The organism is Streptomyces griseus (genome assembly GCF_900460065.1).
In the GTDB taxonomy this organism is placed as follows: domain Bacteria; phylum Actinomycetota; class Actinomycetes; order Streptomycetales; family Streptomycetaceae; genus Streptomyces; species Streptomyces griseus.
On record NZ_UAVD01000004.1, the window covers coordinates 207,051 to 230,346 of the forward strand.

At 71.0% G+C, this 23,296-nt stretch carries 2 protein-coding genes; both read right to left on the reverse strand.

Annotation, left to right across the window (positions count from 1 at the left end):
• Positions 1 to 21: 21 nt before the first annotated feature.
• A complete protein-coding gene (locus tag DTB53_RS02505) occupies positions 22 to 11,163 on the reverse strand; it encodes a type I polyketide synthase (protein WP_075025194.1) in 11,142 nt (3,713 codons plus the stop codon).
• Between the two features lie 40 nt (positions 11,164 to 11,203).
• On the reverse strand, positions 11,204 to 23,290 hold the full coding sequence (locus tag DTB53_RS37860; RefSeq protein ID WP_218568187.1) for a type I polyketide synthase: 12,087 nt from the start codon (positions 23,288 to 23,290) through the stop codon (positions 11,204 to 11,206).
• Positions 23,291 to 23,296 lie beyond the last annotated feature (6 nt).

A 23,296-nucleotide genomic window follows, 5' to 3' on the forward strand; every position in this document is an offset into this window, starting at 1 on the left:
CAAGCAGGCGAAAAGCGCAGGTCACTGCCTGCCGAGTTCCTCGTCGATCAGGGCGAACATCTCGTCGTCGGTGGCGGCTGCCAGATCCTCGTCGCCGTCCTCGGTGACCGGCTGCCCTCCCCCAGCCCTGTCCCGCCAGGTCCAGAGGATCTCCTCAAGGCGGGCAGTGATCTCGTCGCGCAGGTCACCGGAGTCCGGTGCCTGCGTCAGAGCGGCCTCCAGGCGGGCGAGGTCGGCGATGATCGGGGGTTCCCCCGTACCGTCGTCAGGGCGGAGGGCATCCCACAGGTGGTCGGCGAGGGCGCCGGGTGTGGGGAAGTCGAACACCACGGTCGCGCGCAGGGTCACCCCGGTCACGGCGCCGAGCCGGTTGCGTACCTCGACGCCCGTGAGCGAGTCGAACCCCAGTTCCTTGAAGGGTTTGTGGGCGCCGATGGCGTCCGCGGACTCGTGCCCGAGGGCTGCCGCCGACTGTTCCCGCACCAGGGTCAGCAGCGTGCGCCGCTGCTCCTCCGCCGACAACCCGCGGAGCCTCTCGGCGATCGGTACGGACGGTTCGCCGGCCCCGCTGCCACGCGTGGCGTCTCGGGCCGGGAGCGAGGGCCCCTCGAGGTGCGCGAGGAGCGGGTGCGTGTGCCGGTGTCCGGGTGCGAGCAGCACCGGGACGGCGTGCGCCCGTCCGCCGCGGTCCCGCGCCCCGTCCATCAGGCGCAGCCCGTGCTCATCGCCGAGCGGCAGCATCCCGGACCGGGCCACCCGGGCCAGATCGGCGTCGGCGAGGTGTCCGCTGATGGCGCTGCGCCGGGCCCACAGACCCCAGGAGAGGGACTGTGCCGCGAGACCGCGTGCCCTGCGGTGCTCGGCCAGGGCGTCGAGGAAGGTGTTGGCCGCGGCGTAGTTGGCCTGGCCCGGGGAGCCGAGCACTCCGGACGCGGACGAGAACAGGGTGAACATCGCCAGGTCCGCGTCCCGGGTCAGCTCGTGCAGATGCCAGGCAGCATCGGCCTTGGCTGCCATGACCCGTTCGACCCGGTCGGGCGTCAGCGAGCCGAGGACCCCGTCGTCGACGATGCCCGCCGCGTGCACGACTCCGGTGAGCGGGTGGTCCGTACCGACCTGTGCGAGAACGTCCACGGCCTCGTCACGGTGCGCCAGATCGGCCGCCACGACGCGGACGTCGGCGCCGTACTCCCGCAACCGCTCCACGAGTTCCTCGGCACCGGGCGCCTGTGGCCCGCGCCTGCCGGCGAGCAGGAGGTGCCGCACACCGTGTGCGGTGATCAGGTGCTCGGCGACCAGCGCGCCCAGCGTTCCGGTGCCGCCGGTGATCAGGACGGTTCCGTCGAGGTCGAGCGGCGCGGGTACGTTGAGAACGACCTTGCCGGTGTGCCGGGCCAGCCGCACGTGCCCGAACGCGGCCGGGGCCCTTCGTACGTCCCACGAGGTCAGCGGGAGGAGCCGCAGGTCCCCGTCCCGGAACAGGGTGAGCAGCTCGCTCAGCATGTCCCCGATCCGGGTGGGTTCCGGTTCGGTGAGGTCGAAGGTGCGGTACCGGACTCCGGACGGCAGCGACGCCGCCTCCCGCACATCCGTCTTGCCCATCTCGATGAACCGGCCGCCCCGCGGCAGCAGTTCGAGCGAAGCGTCCACGAACTCACCCGCAAGCGAGTTCAGCACCACATCAACCCCCGCACCACCCGTCACCTCAAGGAACGCGGCACGGAAACCCAGATCACGGGAAGACGCGACATGGTCCTCCGCCACCCCCAACTCCCGCAGCGCCCCCCACTTCGACGGATGCGCCGTCGCGAAGACCTCCGCCCCCAGATGCCGCGCGAGCTGAACGGCCGCCATCCCGACACCACCAGCCCCCGCATGCACCAACACCCGCTCCCCCGCACACAGACCCGCCAGATCACCCAGCGCATAACGGGCGGTCAGGAAGACGATGGGAACGGAAGCAGCCTCCTGGAACGTCCAGTCCTCGGGCATGCGGACGACCATGCGGGCGTCCGCCGCCGACGTGTCGGCGAACGAGTCCGGCAGCAGTCCCATCACCCGGTCCCCGACCGCCGTCCCCGTCACTCCCGGGCCCACTTCGGTGACCACGCCCGCACCCTCGCCGCCGATCGATGCGGCCCCCGGGTACATGCCGAGCGAGATGAGCACGTCACGGAAGTTGAGGCCGGCCGCGCGCACCGCCACCCGGACCAGGCCTTCGCCGAGCGGTTCGTCGGCGTTCGAAGGCTGGGGCACCAGGGCGAGTTCGGCCGACGTGCCGCCCGACCCCGGCGTGAGGAGCCAGTGGCCCTGGGGCGGGGCGGTCAAGTCCCCGCCGTCACCGGCCGCTTCCAGGCGCGGTGTCGACAGCGTCCCGCTCCGCCGGACGAGTTGGGGCAGCGGGGCGGCGGAGAGGGCGGACAGCACGGCGGGCCACTCGTCGTCGCCCACCTCGGTGTCGACGTCCAGCAGGACCAGCCGGTCCGGGTGTTCCGACTGTGCCGAGCGCACCAGCCCCCACACGCCCGCGGCGGACACGTCGACGCCACGGTCGCTCTCGTCGGCCGCGACCGCGCCCCGGGTCAGGACGACCAGCCTCCGCCCGGCCATCTCGGGTGCGGCGAGGAAGGCCTGCACCTGGCCGAGCACCCATACGGTCAGGACACGCGCACGCTCCGGGACGGTCCCCTCGTCGGGGGCGCGGCAGGGCAGCACCACCCAGTGCGGCTCGGCCGCTCCGGCGCGCACCGCGGCGGAGGCCGCCACGATGTCCGGGACGGCGTGCACATGACCGCCGTACTGCCGCACGTCGGCCGGGTTTCGTACCGGCTCTGCTCCAGGCGCCTCCACCGGGACCTCTCCTGGAGCCTCTTCCGGGGCCTCTCCCGGGGCCTCTTCCTGAGCGCGCTCCGGGAGCGGTATCCATCGCAGGTGCAGTACGTCCCCGTCGGCTGCCCCGGGTGCGGCGAGGTCGGCGTGGCTGACCGGCCGGAACACCAGCGAGTCGATGGATGCCACGAGGTGACCGGCAGTGTCGACGGCCTCCAGTGAGACCCCGTCGGGCTCCTGGCGGCGCAGCCGTACGCGCAGCGTCGAGGCGCCCGGCCGGTGCACGCGTACACCGGTGAACGCGAAGGGCAGACCGGCTTCGCCGGGCCCCGTGCCGGAGTCGGCGGCGAGGGCGTGCAGCGCGGCGTCGAGCAGGGCCGGATGCAGGACGAAGCCGGCCGGGTCGTCGGGCAGGACGACCTCCGCGTAGATGTCCTCGCCGTCCTGCCAGACCTGCTTCAGCCCCCGGAAGACGGGACCGTAGTCGAATCCCGCCTCCGACAGTCCGGCGTAGACGTCCTCGCCCGACATCTCGGCAGCGGCTCGGGGCCAATCCCAGGAAGCACCGGGGGCGTCGGACGTCTCGGTCGCCTCCGTTGCATCCGTCGCCTGGGGCGCCTCGGTGAGGATACCGGCGCCGTGCCGGGTCCAGTCACCGGTGTCGTTGTCAGGGCGGGAGTAGATCGCGACGGTCCGCCGCCCGTGTTCGTCGGGGACGTCGACGACGACCTGGACCGCTACGCCCGGTCCGTCCGCGGCCAGTACCAGCGGTGCCTGGAGGGTCAGTTCCCCCACCTGGGGGCTGCCGACCCGCCGACCGGCGTGCGCCATGAAGTCGACGAAGGCGGTCCCTGGAAGCAGGACCGTTCCGGATACGGCATGGTCGGCGAGCCAGGGTTGCGTGGACACCGACAGCCGACCAGTGAACACCGCAGCGCCGTCGGCGACCGTCACCTGTGCGCCGAGCAGACGATGGTCGGCGCCGGACAGACCCACGCCCGACAGCGAGCCGGTGGAAGCTCCGACGGAACCGCCCGGCCAGTAGCGACGCCGTTGGAAGGCGTAGGTCGGTAGGTCCACGGAATCCGTCCCTCGGGGCAACCAGGAATCCCATGCCACGTCGACCCCGTGGACGTGGAGCCGGGAGAGTCCCGTCAGCAGGCTCGTCGCCTGGTCACGGTCGCGCCGCAGGAAACTCGCGACGACCTCACCCTCACGCACATCCAGCGCAGCGGACAGCGCCGGCTGCGGACCGACCTCCGCCCACACCCGCACCCCCAACCCCCGCGCCACACCAACCGCATCAGCGAAACGGACCGGACGCCGGGCATGCTCCACCCAGTACGCAGCAGACCCGAAACCAGCACCAGCGACCTCACCCGTCACCGTCGAGACAACAGGTATCCGAGGCGCTTCAAAGGCCAAGCCGGCTATCTCCCGGGAGAACTCCTCCAGCACCGGATCCATCAACGGCGTGTGGAACGCGTGACTCACCGGCAGCCAGCGGGTCCGCACACCCTCAGCGACCAGACCGTCCACCACACCACGGACAGCACCCTCCTCACCCGCCAGGACCACCGACCCCGGCGCGTTCACCGCGGCAACCCACACCCCCGCAACCCCCACAACCCGTTCCCGGACCACCTCCTCCGGGGCAGCAACCGACACCATCACCCCACCCGCCGGAACCTCCTCCATCAGCCGACCACGCACACACACCAACCGCACCGCGTCAGCCAGACTCAGCACACCCGAAGCCACCGCCGCACTGACCTCACCGACCGAATGCCCCACCAGAACATCCGCCCGAACACCACACTCCACCAGAACCCGCCACAACCCCACCTCCAACGCGACCAACCCCACCTGCGCGAACACCGTCCGGTCGATCAGCCCACCCCGGCCACCCTCACCGAACAACACCGGACGCAACGGCTCCGGCAACAACCCGTCCGCCACCGCACACACCTCGTCCACCACACCGGCGAACACCCCGAACCGCCCATACAACTCCACACCCATACCGGCAAACTGCGAACCCTGCCCCGTGAACAACACCGCCGACTTCCCACCCACCGGCGACCCACACACCACACCGTCAACCGACCCACCCTCAGCCAGCACATCCAGCCGAGCAACAAGATCAGCGACACCCTCACCCACCACCACAGCACGGTTCTCCAACACCGCACGGCCCACCAACACCGCAGCCACACCCGCGACATCAACGTCCTGATCACGACCCCGTACGAACTCCGCAAGCCGCGCCGCCTGCCCCCGCAGGCCCGCATCCCCACGCCCGGACACCAACCACGGCACCGGGCCGGAGTGGTCGGCCGGGGGCTCGGGGAGAGGTGCGACCGCGGGCGCCTCCTCCAGGATCACGTGCGCGTTCGTTCCGCTGACCCCGAACGAGGACACCCCAGCCCTGCGCGGGCGGCCCTCTGCCCGCCACGGGACCGACTCGGTCAGCAGACGCACCTCACCCGCCGACCAGTCCACGTGCGGCGACGGCTCATCCACATGCAACGTCTCCGGAAGCAGCCCGTGCCGCATCGCCATCACCATCTTGATGACCCCGGCCACACCCGCCGCCGCCTGCGTATGCCCGATGTTCGACTTCACCGACCCCAACCACAACGGACGCCCCTCCACCCGGTCCTGGCCGTACGTCGCCAGCAACGCCTGCGCCTCGATCGGATCACCCAGGCTCGTACCCGTACCGTGCGCCTCGACGACATCCACGTCACCAGGTCCCAGGCCGGCGTTGGAGAGGGCCTGCCGGATCACGCGCTGCTGCGAGGGGCCGTTGGGCGCCGTCAGACCGTTCGACGCACCGTCCTGATTCACCGCGGATCCACGCAGCACCCCGAGCACCCGGTGACCGTTCGCCACCGCTGCGGAAAGCCGCTCCAGCAGCAGGACACCCGCGCCCTCGCCCCAGCCCGTACCGTCGGCCCCCGCAGCGAACGGCTTGCACCGTCCGTCGGGCGCCAGGCCCCGTTGGCGGCTGAACTCCACGAACGCACCCGGCGTCGACATCACGGTCACACCACCGGCGACCGCCAGCGAGCATTCGCCGGAACGCAGCGACTGCACCGCCATGTGCAGCGCCACCAGCGACGACGAACACGCCGTGTCCACCGTCACCGCCGGACCCTCCAGCCCGAACACATACGCGAGACGGCCCGACACCACACTCGCCGCGTTCCCGGTCGCCAGGTACCCCTCGGCGGCGATCCCGGCGCCGCTCAGCAGGGAGACGTAGTCCTGGCCGTTGGTGCCGACGAAGACACCGGTCGGGCTGGCGCGCAGGGACTCCGGTGCGATGTGCGCACGCTCCAACGCCTCCCAGGTCACCTCAAGGAGCAGCCGCTGCTGCGGGTCCATGGCCAGCGCCTCACGCGGATTGATGCCGAAGAACTCGGCGTCGAACTCGTCGACGTCGTGCAGGAAGCTGCCGGTGGTGGCATAGCTGGTTCCCGGGCGGTCCGGGTCGTCGTGGAAGAGGGCCGACAGGTCCCAGCCCCGGTTGGTCGGGAAGTCGGTCAGAGTGTCGTCGCCCGTCGCGACCAGCCGCCAGAGGTCCTCGGGCGAACGCACGTCGCCGGGGTACCGGCAGCTCATCCCGACGATGGCGATGGGGTCGTCGTCCATCGGTGCGCCGGCCGGCGAAGGAAGCGCGGGGACGGCGGCGGTGGGAGCGCCGAACAGCTCCGTCCGAAGATGCGCGGCGAGCACCCGTGGTGTGGGGTGGTCGAACAGCAGGGTGGCCGGGAGGCGCAGGCCGGTGGCGGCGCGGAGACGATCGCGGACTTCGACAGCGGTCAGCGAGTCGCAGCCGAGGTCGCGGAAAGCCCGGTCCTCGTGGATGTCCGTCGGTCCGGTGTGGCCCAGCACCTCGGCCGCCGCCGTGCGGACCACGTCGAGTAGCGCGTGGTGCTGTGCGGCCTCGTCGAGAGAGCGCAGCCGGCCGGTCAGCGGAGTGTCGCCGGCCCCCTTCCCGTCGTCGGCCGGCTCCCCCGCCTGCGCCTCCCGTGCCTCCGCGATCTCGTCGAACAGGCGGCTGTCGCGGACCGTCAGGTAGGTCCGGGCGAAACGGCTCCAGTCGACGTCGGCGACCGTGGCCGTGGTCTCGTCCCGGTCGAGGATCTGCCGGAGTGCGCTCAGCGCCCGGTCGACCGGCATCGTGGTGATGCCCCGGCGGGCGAGCTGCACTGCGGCGTCACCCTCCGCCATGCCGTCCCCGGCCCAGGCGCCCCAGGCCACCGAGGTCGCGGTCAGCCCGCGGCCACGGCGGTGCCGGGCCAGGGCGTCGAGGAACGCGTTCGCCGCCGCGTACGCGCTCTGGCCGCCGCTGCCCCAGATGCCCGCGATCGAGGAGAAGAGTACGAAGGCGTCGAGGTCGGACCGGCCGAAGAGGGCGTCGAGGTGGAGCGCGCCGAGTGCCTTCGCGGCCATGGTCCGGCGGAACTCTTCGGGTCGCACCTCCGACAGCGCGCCGGTCAGGCCCAGGCCGGCGGCGTGCACCACGACGCGGATCTCCGCGCCGTCGGCCCGGACCTTGCGCACCACCTCGTGCAGCTGATCGCGGTCCGCCACGTCGCAGGCGGCGACGGTGACGCGAGCTCCCGCAGCGGTGAGTTCGTCACGCAACGCCGCGGCCTGCGGGGCGTCGGAGCCTCGGCGTCCCAACAGGACGACGTGTTCGACGCCCTGCCCCACCAGCCACCTCGCGACGTGCCCTCCGAGGGCACCGGTGCCGCCCGTGATCAACGCGGTGCCCCGGGGCCGCCAGGTCGTCGCGGTCCCGGCCGCGCCGTCCGCCCTGCTTATCCGGCGTGCCAGCACCCCGGTGGCACGGATCGCGACCTGGTCCTCTCGGTCCGTACCGGCGAGGACCCGGCAGACCAGGTCGTAGGTGTTCTCGTCCGTCACCGCCGGAAGATCGATCAGGCCTCCCCACCGGCCGGGCTGTTCCAGGGCGGCCACCCGGCCCATGCCCCATACCAGCGCGGCGGCGGGGTCACGCGTCGGTTCGTCGTCGCTCGTGCTGACAGCACCGCGGGTCACCGACCACAGGGGTGCGTCGACACCGGCAGCGTCCAAGGCTCGGAGCAGGGTGACGGTGTCGGTCACCGTCCCGGGCAGCAGGTCCGGAAAGGCTTCCGGTTCCGTTTCCGCTCCCGCGCCGTCCGCCACGGCGAGGAGGGAGAGAACCCCGCTCGGCGTGATGGTGTCGCCGGACACCGCGATCAGCCGCCGCGACAGTTCCTCGTCCGTGACGTCCACGGGGACGGTGATCCGGACGGTCTGCCCGCCGGCCCGGCCGACTGCGCCGATGACTTCGGGGGCCTGGTCGTCGGGCCGGGTGAGTACGAGCCAGGTGCCGGTCAGGGTGGTGGGGGCGGCAGGCTCGGGCACTGGTTTCCAGGTGACGTGGTAGCGCAGCCCGGCCAGCGCATGGTGTTCGCGACGGCCACGCCGCCACTCCGTCAGAACCGGGAGAACCCTGTCGGAGGGCGTGTCACCGTCCAGACCCAGAGCCCTCAGATCATTACGCTCGACCGCCTCCCAGAACTCCGCCGTACTGGCATCGACATCCGACCCCACCACGGACCGTGCCGACCCCTCCAACCAATAACGACGCCGCTGGAAGGCGTACGTCGGCACCTCCACCAGCGGCCCCGTACGGGAAACCCACTGGTCCCACGCCACATCGACCCCGTGGACGTGGAGCCGGGAGAGTCCCGTCAGCAAGCTCGTCGCCTGGTCACGGTCGCGCCGCAGGAAGCTCGCGACGACCTCACCCTCACGCACATCCAACGCAGCGGACAGCGCCGGCTGCGGACCGACCTCCGCCCACACCCGCACCCCCAAGCCCCGCGCCACACCAACCGCATCAGCGAAACGGACCGGCCGCCGGGCATGCTCCACCCAGTAGCCCGCGCTCCCGAAACCAGCCCCCGCGACCTCACCGGTCACCGTCGACACCACCGGAATCCGGGGCTCCTGGAACGACAAGCCGGCTATCTCCCGGGAGAACTCCTCCAGCACCGGATCCATCAACGGCGTGTGGAACGCGTGACTCACCGGGAGCCAGCGGGTCCGCACACCCTCAGCTACCAGACCGTCCACCACACCACGGACAGCACCCTCCTCACCCGCCAGGACCACCGACCCCGGCGCGTTCACCGCGGCAACCCACACCCCCGCAACCCCCACAACCCGCCCCCGGACCACCTCCTCCGGAGCAGCAACCGACACCATCACCCCACCGGCCGGAACCTCCTCCATCAACCGGCCACGCACACACACCAACCGCACCGCATCAGCCAGACTCAGCACACCCGAAGCCACCGCCGCACTGACCTCACCGACCGAATGCCCCACCAGAACATCCGCCCGAACACCACACTCCACCAGAACCCGCCACAACCCCACCTCCAACGCGACCAACCCCACCTGCGCGAACACCGTCCGGTCGATCAGCCCACCCCGGCCACCCTCACCGAACAACACCGGACGCAACGGCTCCGGCAACAACCCGTCCGCCACCGCACACACCTCGTCCACCACACCGGCGAACACACCAAAACGCCCATACAAACCCGCACCCATACCAGCAAACTGCGAACCCTGCCCCGTGAACAACACCGCCGACTTCCCACCCACCGGCGACCCACACACCACACCATCAACCAACCCACCACCAGCCAGCACATCCAGCCGAGCGACAAGATCAGCGACACCCTCACCCACCACCACCGCACGGTTCTCCAACACCGCACGGCCCATCAACGCCGCAGCCACACCCGCGACATCAACGTCCTGATCACGACCCTGTACGAACTCCGCAAGCCGCGCCGCCTGCCCCCGCAGACCCGCATCCCCACGCCCGGACACCAACCACGGCACCGGACCCGGCACCGCCACCGTGGGCTCGGAAGCGGGTTCGAGAGCGGGTGCTTCTTCCAGGATCACGTGGGCGTTCGTTCCGCTCACCCCGAACGAGGACACCCCGGCCCGGCGCGGGCGCTCCTCCCCCGACCAGGCCACCGGCTCGGTCAGCAGGCGCACGTCACCCGCCGACCAGTCCACGTGCGGCGACGGCTCGTCGACGTACAACGTCTCCGGCAGTCGCCCGTGCCGCATCGCCATCACCATCTTGATGACCCCGGCCACACCTGCGGCGGACTGCGTATGCCCGATGTTCGACTTCACCGAACCCAGCCACAACGGACGCCCCTCCGGCCGGTCCTGGCCATAGGTCGCCAGCAGCGCCTGCGCCTCGATCGGGTCGCCCAGGGTCGTACCCGTTCCGTGGGCCTCCACCGCGTCGATCTGATCCGGACCGAGACCGGCGCTCGCCAACGCCTGCTGGATCACCCGCTGTTGTGAAGGTCCGTTCGGTGCTGTGAGGCCGTTCGACGCACCGTCCTGGTTCACCGCGGAGCCCCGCACCACGGCCAGCACCTGATGTCCGTTGCGGCGAGCGTCCGACAACCGCTCCAGCAGCAGCAGGCCGACGCCCTCGCCCCAGCCCGTGCCGTCCGCGGCAGCCGCGAACGGCTTGCAGCGCCCGTCCGGTGCCATCCCGCGCTGGCGGCTGAACTCCACGAACGCACCCGGCGTCGACATCACGGTCACACCACCGGCGAGCGCCAACGAACACTCACCCGCCCGCAGCGCCTGCGCCGCCAGATGCAGCGCCACCAGCGACGACGAACACGCCGTGTCCACCGTCACCGCCGGACCCTCCAGCCCGAACACGTACGCGAGACGGCCCGACACCACACTTCCTGTGGAGCCGGTCAACAGATAGCCGTCGGAGGAGTCCGCGTGGCTGCCGTAGCCCTGGAAGCCCGCGCCGACGAAGACACCGGTGGAGCTGGACCGGAGAGCGGTGTGGTCCAGGCCCGCGCGTTCGAACAGCTCCCACGCGGACTCCAGCAGCAGCCGCTGCTGCGGATCCATGCTGAGGGCCTCGCGCGGACTGATCCCGAACAGTTCGGCGTCGAAGTCGGCCACGTCCTCGACGAAGCCGCCTTCGCGGGCGTACGTCTTGCCCGGCCGACCGGGCTCGGGGTCGTACAGTTCGTCGACCGGCCAGCCACGGTCCCGCGGAAACGCCGTGATGGCGTCCGCCCCGTCGGCCACCAGCCTCCACAGGTCCTCGGGGCTGCGTACCCCGCCCGGAAGCCGGCAGCTCATCGCCACCACGGCGATCGGCTCGTGCTCGCCCGACTCGTACCGCAGGAGGCGTTCCCTCGTCTGCTTCAGCTCACCGGTTACCCGCTTGAGGTATTCGAACAACTTGTCCTGGTCCGTCATCACATTCTCAATCGCCGGAGTCCAACGGGGCTGGTCGCGGTCAGCGCTGACCAAGCTCCTTGTCAATGAAGTCGAATACTTCGTCGGGGGTCGCGGATTCGAACGGCTGCGCTCCCGAGTCTTCTCGTCCCTCCCTCTGCTCGTCACCCTCGCCCCGCCACGTCTCGAGGAGGGACTGGAGGCGCAGCGTGATGCGCGCCTTCTCGCGGCTGTCGGGGCGGTCCCCGCTCAGCAGGGACTTCTCCAGTCGCTCGATCTGCGCGAGCGGTGACGTCACGGCCTCGGCATCGTCCGGGAACATCGCTCCGCGCAGGTACGTCACCACAGCGCCCGGCGTGGGGTGATCGAACACCAGGGTGGCGGGCAGTTGCCGTCCGGAGAGCCTCCTCAGCCGGTTCCGCACCTCGACCGCCATCACCGAGTCGAATCCGAGCTCGCGGAACGCACGCTGCTCCGCGACCGCCTCGGGATCCCGGAGTTCGAGGACCTTCGCGGCCTCGCGCTGCACGATCGCCAGCAGTTCGGCGTACTGGTCGTCGGCGTTCAGTCCGGCCAGGCGGCCGCGCAACGACTGCGCTTCGTCGTCGGGCGCGTCGGCGGTCGCCGTGTCCCTGGCCCCGGCCAGTCGCCGGACCTCGGGCAGGTCCTCGATGAGAGGACGACGCCGGGCCACGGTGTAGGTGGGAACGAACCGCTCCCAGTCCACGTCGGCCACGGCCACGAACGTCTCGTCAAGGGTGAGCGCCTCGTGCAGGGCCGCGACGGCCAGGTCGGGCGCCATCGGGCGGATGCCGACGCGCGACAGGTACTCCTCGCCGTCGCCCTCCGCCATGCCCCCGCCGCCCCAGAGGCCCCAGGCGACCGAGATCGCCCGTCGGCCCTGCTCACGCTGTTGCTCCGCCACCGCGTCCAGGTAGGCGTTGGCTGCGGCGTACGCACCGTGCAGTCCGCTGCCCCAGACGCCCGAGTTGGAGGAGAACAGCACCAGTTCGTCGGCGGGGTGCTCGTCGAGCGCCGCGAGGAGGTGGTGCGTGCCGGTCACCTTGGCCCGCAGCAGCTCGGCGAACGCGGCGGGATCCGACTCCTGCAACGTGGTGCGCTGCGGTACCCCGGCCGCGTGGATGACCGTGGTGACCGGCGGGTGGCCGTCGCAGCTGTCGAACAGCGCGGCCACCTGCTGGGGGTCGGCGATGTCGCAGGCGACGACGGTGGTGGGGGTGCCCTGATCCGTCAGCTCGCGGGCCAGGTCGTCGGCGCCGGGCGCGTCCGGCCCGGTGCGGCTGACCAGAAGGATCCGCTCGGCGCCGTTCCGGGCCAGCCAGCGCGCCAGATGGGCGCCGAGCGCTCCGGTGCCGCCGGTGATCAGCGCCGTGCCCCTGGGCTTCCACTCCTGGTCACCGCGCGGGGGCGCCGGAGCGTGCTGGAGCCGGCGGGCGAAGGTTCCGTCCGCGCGCAGGGCGATCTGGTCCTCGACCGGCTCGGCCAGCGCGGCGGCCAACTGGCCACCCGTGCGGGGCTGCCAGAGGGCGGGCAGGTCGATCAGACCGCCGTAGTGGTCGGGGTGTTCGAGCCCGAAGACCCGGCCGAGCCCCCACACCGCTGCCGCCGCCGGGTCAGGAGCCCCGCCGGTCCCGGGCGCGTTCACGGCGCCACGGGTCAGCACCCACAGCCGTGCTCCCTCCTGCTCCACGACTGCCTGCACGACCGTGAGCAGGGCCGCCAGCCCGACGGGCAGGCCAGGATGGTCCGGATGACTCCGGTCCAGGCCGGCCGGCAGGTACGCGATGTGCTCCGCGCCCCGCAGCAGCTCAGCGACACCGGCCCGGTCGATCTCGGGGGCGGCGTCGGCCGCGCCGGGCAGCACCCGTACGTCGACCTTCGCGCCGGCTTGCTCCAGCGCCTGCTGCACCTCGTGAGCGTCGGCCTCCTCGTGGCAGAGAAGCAACCACCGCCGGTGGAGCCGGTCGGCCTGCTGGGCGGCCAGCGGTGTCCATCCCACGCGGTAGCGCCACGCGTCACTCGGGGAGGCTCCGACCGGCTGCGCGGCGTCCACCGCGATGGCGGGCGCGTCGAGCCAGTAGCGCTGTCGCTGGAAGGCGTACGTCGGCAACGCCACCGGTTCCGCGGCGGGCAGCAGGTCCCGCCACGCCACCGGAAGACCGGCGGCCCAGGCCTCGCCCAGGCTGCTGAGCAACTGTGCGGTCTCGGACTGGTCGCGCCGCAGGGTGTGCAGCACTCGCCCCTCGCCGTCGCTCTCGCCCTCACCGAGTACGGTCGACAGCGCGAGTCCGAGCACCGGGTGCGGACCGACCTCGACGAACACGCCCCGGCCATGGTCGTGCGCGGCCCGGACGGCGGTCTCGAACCGTACCGGCTCGCGGAGGTTGCGGTACCAGTAGGAGGCGTCCAACTCCTCGTCACCGACCGGCTCACCGGTGACCGTCGACCACATCGTCACCTCGCTGCCGTGCGAGGACAGTCCCTCCAGCCCGGCCCGCAACTCCTCCTCGATCGCCTCCACCTGGGCGTGGTGCGAGGCATAGTCCACCTCGATCCGACGCGCACGGACCCCCTGCCCCTCCAGCCGTACGCACAACTCGGCGACCTCATCCGGCGGACCACTGACCACGACCTGCCCCGGAGCGTTCACCGCCGCCACCGTCACCGACCCGGGCAGCACCCCCTCCACCTCAACCGCGTCCAGGGCGACGGACGCCATCGCCCCCTGCCCCGACAGTCGCAGCAACGCCCGCGAGCGCAGGGCCACCACCCGGGCACCGTCCTCCACGCTCAACCGACCCGCCACCACAGCAGCCGCGATCTCCCCCTGCGAATGACCGACCACGGCATCCGGCTCCACACCCGCCGCCCGCCACACCTCCGCCAACGACACCATCACCGCCCACAACACCGGCTGAACCACATCCACCCGGCCCAACCACTCCCGCTCCCCACCCGACAGCACCTCACGCAACGACCAGTCCACGAACGGGTCCAGCGCCCGCTCGCACTCAGCCAGCCGATCGGCGAACACCGGGCATGCGGGCAGGAGTTCACGCCCCATCCCGATCCACTGACCACCTTGTCCGGGGAAGACGAAAACCACGCCGGGGTCGGTCGTCCGCCTGGGCGACGGCCGACCTGTCTCGGCCAGTTCGTCGAGATCCGCCAGCAGTTCATGAACGTCCGCGCCGAGGACCACGGCCCTCTGCTCAAGAGCGGACCTGCCCGCCAGCCCGGAGGCCAGGCCCGCGATCCACTCGCGGTCGACCTCACCCGCGGCCTGCTGGGCAGCCCGTACGAAGCTCGCCAACCGCGCCGCCTGCCCCCGCAGGCCCGCATCTCCGCGGCCCGAAACCACCCAGGGCACCGGCCCCGCATCGAGCAGCGCCGCCGTCCGCGGTGCTTCTCCCTCCTCGGGCGCCCCTGTCGTCGGCCCCTCCGCCGTCGGGGCCTGTGCCGCGGGCGCCTCCTCCAGGATCAGATGGACGTTGGTCCCACTGACCCCGAACGAAGACACACCTGCCCGGCGCGGGCGGCCGTCGGCCAGCCACGGCACCGGCTCGGTCAGCAGCCTTACGTCCCCCGTCGCCCAGTCCACGTGCGGTGACGGGGTGTCGGCGTGCAGCGTGGCCGGGAGCGCGTGGTGCCGCAGCGCCATCACCATCTTGATGACCCCGGTCACGCCGGAGGCGGCCTGCGTGTGGCCGATGTTCGACTTGACCGAGCCCAGCCACAGCGGGCGGCCCTCCGGCCGGTCCTTGCCGTACGTGGCCAGCAGGGCCTGCGCCTCGATCGGGTCACCCAGCGTCGTACCCGTGCCATGGGCCTCCACGGCGTCGACCTCTCCGGCGTCGACCTGCGCGTTCGCCAGGGCTTGGCGAATCACGCGCTGCTGCGAGGGGCCGTTCGGCGCGGTCAGGCCGTTCGACGCACCGTCCTGGTTCACCGCGGAGCCCCGTACCACGGCCAGCACCTGGTGACCATTGGCCACCGCGTCCGACAACCGCTCCAGCAGCAGCAGGCCGACGCCCTCGGCCATGCCCATGCCGTCCGCCTCGGCGGAGAAGGACCGGCAGCGACCGTCCGGCGACAGCGCGCCCTGCTTGCTGAACGCGAGCAGGGCTCCCGGCGATCCCATGACGGCGACGCCTCCGGCGAGCGCGAGCGAGCACTCACCGAGCCGCAGGGCCTGGGTCGCCAGGTGCACACCGACCAGCGACGACGAGCACGCCGTGTCGACCGTGACCGCCGGCCCTTCGAGGCCGAAGGTGTAGGCGATGCGACCGGACAGCACGCTGGACGCACCGCCGGTGAGCAGGTGTCCCTCGGTTCCGTCCGGAACGGCTGCCAGGTTCGCACCGTAGTCCTGGTAGTTGGAGCCCACGAAGACGCCGGTCGGGGTTCCCGCCAACGACTCCGGGTCGATCCCCGCGTGTTCGAAGGCCTCCCAGGCGGTCTCCAGGAGCAGCCGCTGCTGCGGGTCCATCGCGCGGGCCTCACGGGGACTGATGCCGAAGAACTCCGGATCGAAGAAGGCCGCGTCGTGCAGGAAGCCTCCGCCTCGGGCGGACACGCCGTTCGAGCCTTCCCGGTCCGGGCGGTGGAGCGAGCCGGCGTCCCATCCCCGGTCGGCGGGGAATCCCGAGACCGTCTCGCGCTGTTCGGAGAGGAGGTTCCAGAGGTCCTCGGCGGAGTGCACGCCACCGGGGAGACGGCAGCTCATCCCGACGATGGCGAGAGGCTCGCTGTCGAACGCCACGGGCCGGGGGGTGCTGTCGGTGACGGGGGCGCCGCCCCACACCTCGGCCTTGAGGAAGGCGGCGAGAGCCTGCGGGCTGGGATAGTCGAAGACCACCGTGGCGGGCAGCCGGACACCGAGCTTGGCGCCGAGCCGGTTGCGGAGGTCGACGGCGGTCAGCGAGTCGAACCCGACGTCGCGGAGCGCCCGGTGGGGGCCGATGTCGTCCAGGCCGGTGTGGCCGAGGACGGATGCCGCCTCTGTCCGGACCATGTCGAGCAGCGCCGCGTCCCGCTCGGCCTCGGTCGCCGTGGCCAGCCTCTCCACCAGGGCCGAGGAGGATGCGGTCGGAGCCGTGCCCTCCTGCTCGGCGGATTCGAGAGCCCGTACGTCGGGCAGCTCGGAGAGCAGTGGCCGCGGCCTCGCCGCGGTGAAGACCGGCACAAAGGTGGGCCAGTCGACCTCGGCGATCGCGAGGACCGTTTCTTCCTCGGCGAGAACCTGCGCGAGCGCGTCCAGCGCCCGGTCACGGTCGAGGAACGGCAGCCCCTGGCGGTACATCTGATCGGGGTCCACACGCCCCAGAGCCAGCTCGGTGTCCCAGATGCCCCACGCAACGGAGGTGATCGGCTGGGTCGCGGCCCGGCTCTCGGCCAGTGCGTCGAGGTACGCGTTCGCCGCGGCGTACGCTCCGTGCACCCCGCTGCCCCAGATCCCGGCGATCGAGGAGAACAGCACCAGCCGGACATCGGGGTGGTGGGCTCCGAGCAGATCGGCCAGGTGAGCGGCGCCGGTGCACTTGGCGTCCAGGACGGTGCTCAGGTGCTCCGGTGTCGCGTCACGCAGGTGGGCGAGCTCGATCGTCGCCGCTGCGTGGATGACGGTGGTGATGGGCGGGTGGTCAGTGCACCCCAGGACCTCGGCGAGCTGCGTCGCGTCCGTGATGTCACACGCCCTGACCGTGGTCGGAGTACCGGCCGCCGCCAACTCCTCCGCCAAGGCGACCGCCCCCTCAGCCCGCCGACCCGACCGGCTGACCAGAACCACATGCTCAGCCCCGCTCCGCGCCAGCCACCGCGCCAGATGCGAACCCAAACCCCCCGTACCACCCGTCACCAGCACCGTCCCACCCGGCCGCCACCCCACCCCACGACCGGACAACGAAGCCGGAGCACGCCGCAACCGGCGCACGAACACCCCGTCCGCACCGACAGCCAGCTGATCCTCCACCGACTGCGCCAACGCCGTCACCAACAACCCACCCGTACCGGCCCCCCACACAACCGGCACATCCACCAGACCACCGTAATGACCCGCATGCTCAAGACCGAACACCCGACCCAGACCCCACACAGCCGCCAGCACCGGATCAGGAACCGAACCACCCCCCGACACCGACACCGCACCCCGGGTCACCACCCACAACCTGGCGCCCTCCACCTCCACCACGGCCTGCATCACCATCAGCGGAACAGCCAGCTGAGCCGACAGACCGGACGGGACCCCGGCCCCGGCCCCGGTCTCTGTGTCGGCCCCGGTCTCCGTCTCGGTCTCCGTACCTGTCCCGATCCCTGGCGCGGGCTCGGTCTCAGCCTTGCGGCCACCGTCAACTCGGGCCGGCAGATAGGCGATGTGCTCGGCGCCCGCGAGCAGTTGAACGATCCCGGCGCGATCGATGTCGTGGTCGTCCGGCAGGGTCCGTACCTCGACCTGGGCGCCCGCCTGCTCCAACGCCTGCCGCGCCTCACCCGCATCGGCCACGTCCTGGCACAACAGCAGCCACTTCCGCGGCAGCCCACCCGCATGCTGCACCGCCAACGGCGTCCACCCCACCCGATAACGCCACCCGTCCACACCGGAACCAGCCGCACCCACCGCAGCAACCGGCGGCGGAGCATCAAGCCAATACCGCTCCCGCTGGAAGGCGTACGTCGGCAACGCCACCGGCTCCACAACCGGCAGCAACCCCCGCCACCCCACCGGCAGACCAGCAGCCCAGGCCTCACCCAGACTCCGCAACAACTGCGCCCGCTCCGCCTCACCCCGGCGCAGACTGTGCAACACCCGCCCGTAGCCATCGTCGGAACCGTCCGCGAGCACGGTCGACAGCGCGAGCGCGAGCACCGGGTGGGGGCTCAACTCGATGAAGTGAGCGTGACGGTGGGCCTGCGCGGCCCGGACAGCGGCGTCGAACCGTACCGGCTCGCGGAGGTTGCGGTACCAGTAGGAGGCGTCCAACTCCTCGTCCCCGACAGGCTCACCGGTGACCGTCGACCACATCGTCACCTCGCTGCCGTGCGAGGACAGTCCCTCCAGCCCGGCCCGCAACTCCTCCTCGATCGCCTCCACCTGGGCGTGGTGCGAGGCGTAGTCCACCTCGATCCGACGGGCACGGACCCCCTGCCCGTCCAGCCGTACACAAAGCTCGGCGACCTCGTCCGGCGGACCACTGACCACGACCTGCCCCGGAGCGTTCACCGCCGCCACGGTCACCGACCCGGGCAGCATCCCCTCCACCTCAACCGCGTCCAGGGCGACGGACGCCATCGCACCCTGCCCCGACAGTCGCAGCAACGCCCGCGAGCGCAGGGCCACCACCCGGGCGCCGTCCTCCACGCTCAGCCGACCCGCCACCACAGCAGCGGCGATCTCCCCCTGCGAGTGACCGACCACGGCATCCGGCTCCACACCCGCCGCCCGCCACACCTCCGCCAACGACACCATCACCGCCCACAACACCGGCTGGACCACATCCACCCGGCCCAGCCACTTCTCGTCCGAACCCGTCAACACCTCACGCAACGACCAGTCCACGAACGGATCCAACGCCCGCTCGCACACAGCCAGCCGATCGGCGAACACCGGCCACGAGACCAGGAGTTCACGCCCCATACCCGCCCACTGTCCACCTTGTCCGGGGAAGACGAAGACGACGCCGGAGCCGGGCGTGGCTGCGCCGGTGGTGACGCCTTCGGCCGGCTCGCCCGCTCCCACAGCGTCCAGTCCCGACAGCAACGCCTCGACGTCCGCGCCGGTCACCACCGCCCGCTGCTCCAGGCCCGCGCGTCCCGCCAGACCCGCCGCCACTCCCGCCGGCCAGAGACCGTCCACCGCACCCGCCGCCCGCTGAGCCCGCACAAAGCCCGCGAGCTGCGCCGCCTGAGCCCGCAGACCAGCCACATCACGACCCGAAACCACCCACGGCAGCAGATCGACACCCACCGGAACGGGCGCCTCTCCCTCTGCGACAGGCTTCGGCTCGGCAGCCGGGGGCTCCTCCAGGATGACGTGCGCGTTGGTTCCGCTCACCCCGAACGAGGACACCCCAGCCCTGCGCGGGCGGCCCTCTGCCCGCCACGGGACCGGCTCGGTCAGCAGACGCACCTCACCCGCCGACCAGTCCACATGCGGCGACGGCTCATCCACATGCAACGTCTCCGGAAGCAACCCGTGCCGCATCGCCATCACCATCTTGATGACCCCGGCCACACCCGCCGCCGCCTGCGTATGCCCGATATTCGACTTCACCGACCCCAGCCACAACGGACGCCCCTCCACCCGCCCCTGCCCATACGCCGCCAGCAACGCCTGCGCCTCGATCGGATCACCCAACTTCGTACCCGTACCGTGCGCCTCCACCACATCAACATCCACCGACGACAGACCCGCACTCGCCAACGCCTGCTGAATCACCCGCTGCTGCGACGGACCATTCGGAGCCGTCAGACCATTCGACGCACCATCCTGATTCACCGCCGAACCCCGCACCACCGCCAACACCCGATGCCCAAGACGACGCGCATCCGACAACCGCTCCAACACCACAACCCCAGCACCCTCACCCCACCCCGTACCATCCGCAGCCCCCGCGAACGCCTTGCACCGACCATCCCCAGCCAGCCCCCGCTGCCGGCCGAACTCCACAAACGTCGCCGGCGACGACATCACCGTCACCCCACCCGCCAACGCCAACGAACACTCACCCGACCGCAACGCCTGCGCCGCCAAATGCAACGACACCAACGACGACGAACACGCCGTGTCCACCGTCACCGCCGGACCCTCAAAACCAAACGAATACGCCACCCGCCCCGACACCACACTCGTCGTATTACCAATCCCCACATAACCCGCAGACTCATCCGGCACCGAAGACAAACGCGCCACATAATCCTGCGGAATCACCCCCGCAAAAACACCCGTCCGACTCCCCCGCAAACCACCCGCATCAACACCAGCATCCTCCAACGCCTCCCACACCACCTCCAACAACAACCGCTGCTGCGGATCCATCGCCAACGCCTCACGCGGACTTATCCCGAAAAACCCCGCATCGAACAAACCCGCACCATGAACAAACCCACCACCCCGCGGCACCACATCCCCCACACCCTCCAACACCCCGAGATCCCAGCCACGATCAACCGGGAACCCACCTACCGCATCCCCACCCGACGCCACCAGACCCCACAAACCCTCACCCGAAACCACCCCACCCGGATAACGGCACCCCACACCCACAATCACCACCGGATCACCGGCATCAACAACCGGAACCCCACCCGAGACCCCACCGGACACCCCCCGGCCAACACCCCCCTCAACCCGCACCAACCCACACACGAACTCAGCCAACGCACCCACCGACGGATAATCAAAAACCACCGTCGCCGAAAGCCGAACCCCGAACAACACACCCAACCGATTACGCAACTCAACAGCCGTCAGCGAATCAAAACCCATCTCCCGAAACGCCAACCCCACCGGCACATCCACCACAGAACCAAAACCCAGAACAGAAGCGACTTCGCCCCTGATCTCGTCCGAGACGGCCGACAGGGCCTCGCTCCGCGAGAGCCGGTTCAGCCTCCGCCTGGCGTCCACCGTCACGGGACCGCGCCCCCGGTGGTTGCGGGGCGACCCGTCGCGTACGAGACCGCGCAGGAGCTGGGGCACCGTGGCGGCGGAGTCCCAGGCCTGCCAGTCCCAGCGGGCGGCCATCATCAGGGCGTCGGGCATCTCACGCGCCGCACCGAGCAGTGCCGTGCCTTCGGCCGCGGAGAGTCCGGTGACTCCGCCGCGGGACATCCGGGCCACGTCGCTCCTGGTCAGCTCACCGGCCATGCCGCCGGTGACGTCCCACAACCCCCAGGCCACCGACTGACCCACCAGCCCACGCGCCCGCCGCCACTGCATCAAACCATCCAGGAACCCGTTCGCCGCCGCATAGTTCGCCTGCCCCGGCGAACCAACCACACCGGCCAACGACGAGAACACCAGGAAAAACGACAGATCCAGCCCCTCCGTCAACCTGTGCAACCACCACGCACCCCCAGCCTTACCCCCCATCACCGAACCCACCTGCTCCGGCGAAAGCGAACCCACCACCCCGTCATCCACCACACCAGCCGCATGCACCACACCCACCAACGGATGCCCGACCTCCACCGCACCCAACGCCTCCACCACACCGGCCCGGGACGACACATCCACCCCCACCACCCGAACCCGAGCACCCAACCCCGCCAAACGACCAACCAGCCCCGCCACACCCTCCGACCCACCCCGACGACCCACAAGAACCACATGCCGCACACCACACACCGACACCAACCACTCAGCCACCAACCCACCCAACACACCCGTACCACCCGTCACCAACACCGTCCCCTCCGGATCCACCGGAACGGGCAGGGTCAGGACGTTCTTGCCCACGTGCCGGGCCTGGCTGAGGTGGCGGAACGCGGCGGGCGCCCGGCGTATGTCCCACGCGGTCAGCGGCAGGAGCTTGAGCTCGCCCTCCGCGAAGAGGGCGAGCAGTTCGGAGAGCATGTCCCCGATTCGGGTGGGTTCCGGTTCGGTGAGGTCGAAGGTGCGGTACCGGACTCCGGACGGAAGCGACGCCGCCTCCCGCACATCCGTCTTGCCCATCTCGATGAACCGGCCGCCCCGCGGCAGCAGTTCGAGCGAAGCGTCCACGAACTCACCCGCAAGCGAGTTCAGCACCACATCAACCCCCGCACCACCCGTCACCTCAAGGAACGCGGCACGGAAACCCAGATCACGGGAAGACGCGACATGGTCCTCCGCCACCCCCAACTCCCGCAGCGCCCCCCACTTCGACGGATGCGCCGTCGCGAAGACCTCCGCCCCCAGATGCCGCGCGAGCTGAACGGCCGCCATCCCGACACCACCAGCCCCCGCATGCACCAACACCCGCTCCCCCGCACACAGACCCGCCAGATCACCCAGCGCATAACGCGCGGTCAGGAACGCCACGGGCACGGAAGCCGCCTCGGCGAACGACCATTCCTCCGGGATCGGTGCCACGGTCCGCGCGTCGGCCACCACCACATCGCCGAACGACTCCGGAATCAGGCCCATGACACGGTCGCCGACGGTCAGACCGGTGACGTCCGGACCGATCTCGGTGACCACTCCGGAGCCCTCGCTGCCGAGCGTTGCCTCGCCCGGGTACATGCCCAGCGCGATCAGTACGTCTCGGAAGTTCAGGCCGTTGGCCCGCATCGACAGCCGGACCGTGCCCGGCGGCAGGGTTTCGGCGGCCCGCGGGTGCGCGATCGTGGCCAGCTCGGTCAGTGTTCCGCCGGACCCGGCCGACAGCTGCCACGGTCCGTTCGCGGGCAGCCGCAGCCGATCGGTGTCGTCCAGTTCGGCGAGGGCCGGCGCCACGACCTCACCGTCGCGCGTCGCCAGCTGATCGAGACCGGCGGTCAGGAAGGCGGCCGGGGGCAGTGCGCGAAGAATGTCGTCCTGGGCGCGCGTGTCCCGAGGGTCGAGGTCCAGGAGGACGAAGCGATCCGGGTGCTCCGTCTGGGCCGACCTGATCATGCCCCAGATCGCGGACATGGCCGGGTCCACCGTGGCCGCCGGCGCCTCCGTGGTCACCGCCCCCCTGGTGAGCACCAACAGCCGGGCGTCGGCCAGGTGGGGCGAGGCGAGGAAGGCCTGCACCTCGGTCAGCAGCCGTACGAGGATCGCCTCGGCACGATCGGCTTCCGGCTCCTCGTACCCGGCGTCGGTTCCGTCGTCCGCGCCCAACGCACCGGACGCACCGGACGCACCGGACGCACCGGGGCAGGAGAGCACCACCATGGAGGGTGCCGCGACTCCGCTCTCCAACGCCTGGTTCAGCGACGCAAGATCCGCGTGATCGCCCGCGTCGCCGCCCACCAGCACCCATTCCGGCGCAGGGTCACCGACGCTGTCCGCAGTCAGACCGGGCACCGGCGCCCACCGCATCCGCAGGAGTCGCGCAGCGGAGGACGGGGAACCCGCGAGGCTCTCCTGGTTGATCGGCCGGAAGGCGAGGGACTCGACGGTGACGACGGGCCGCCCGGCCGGATCAACAGCCTCGACACGCACACCCTC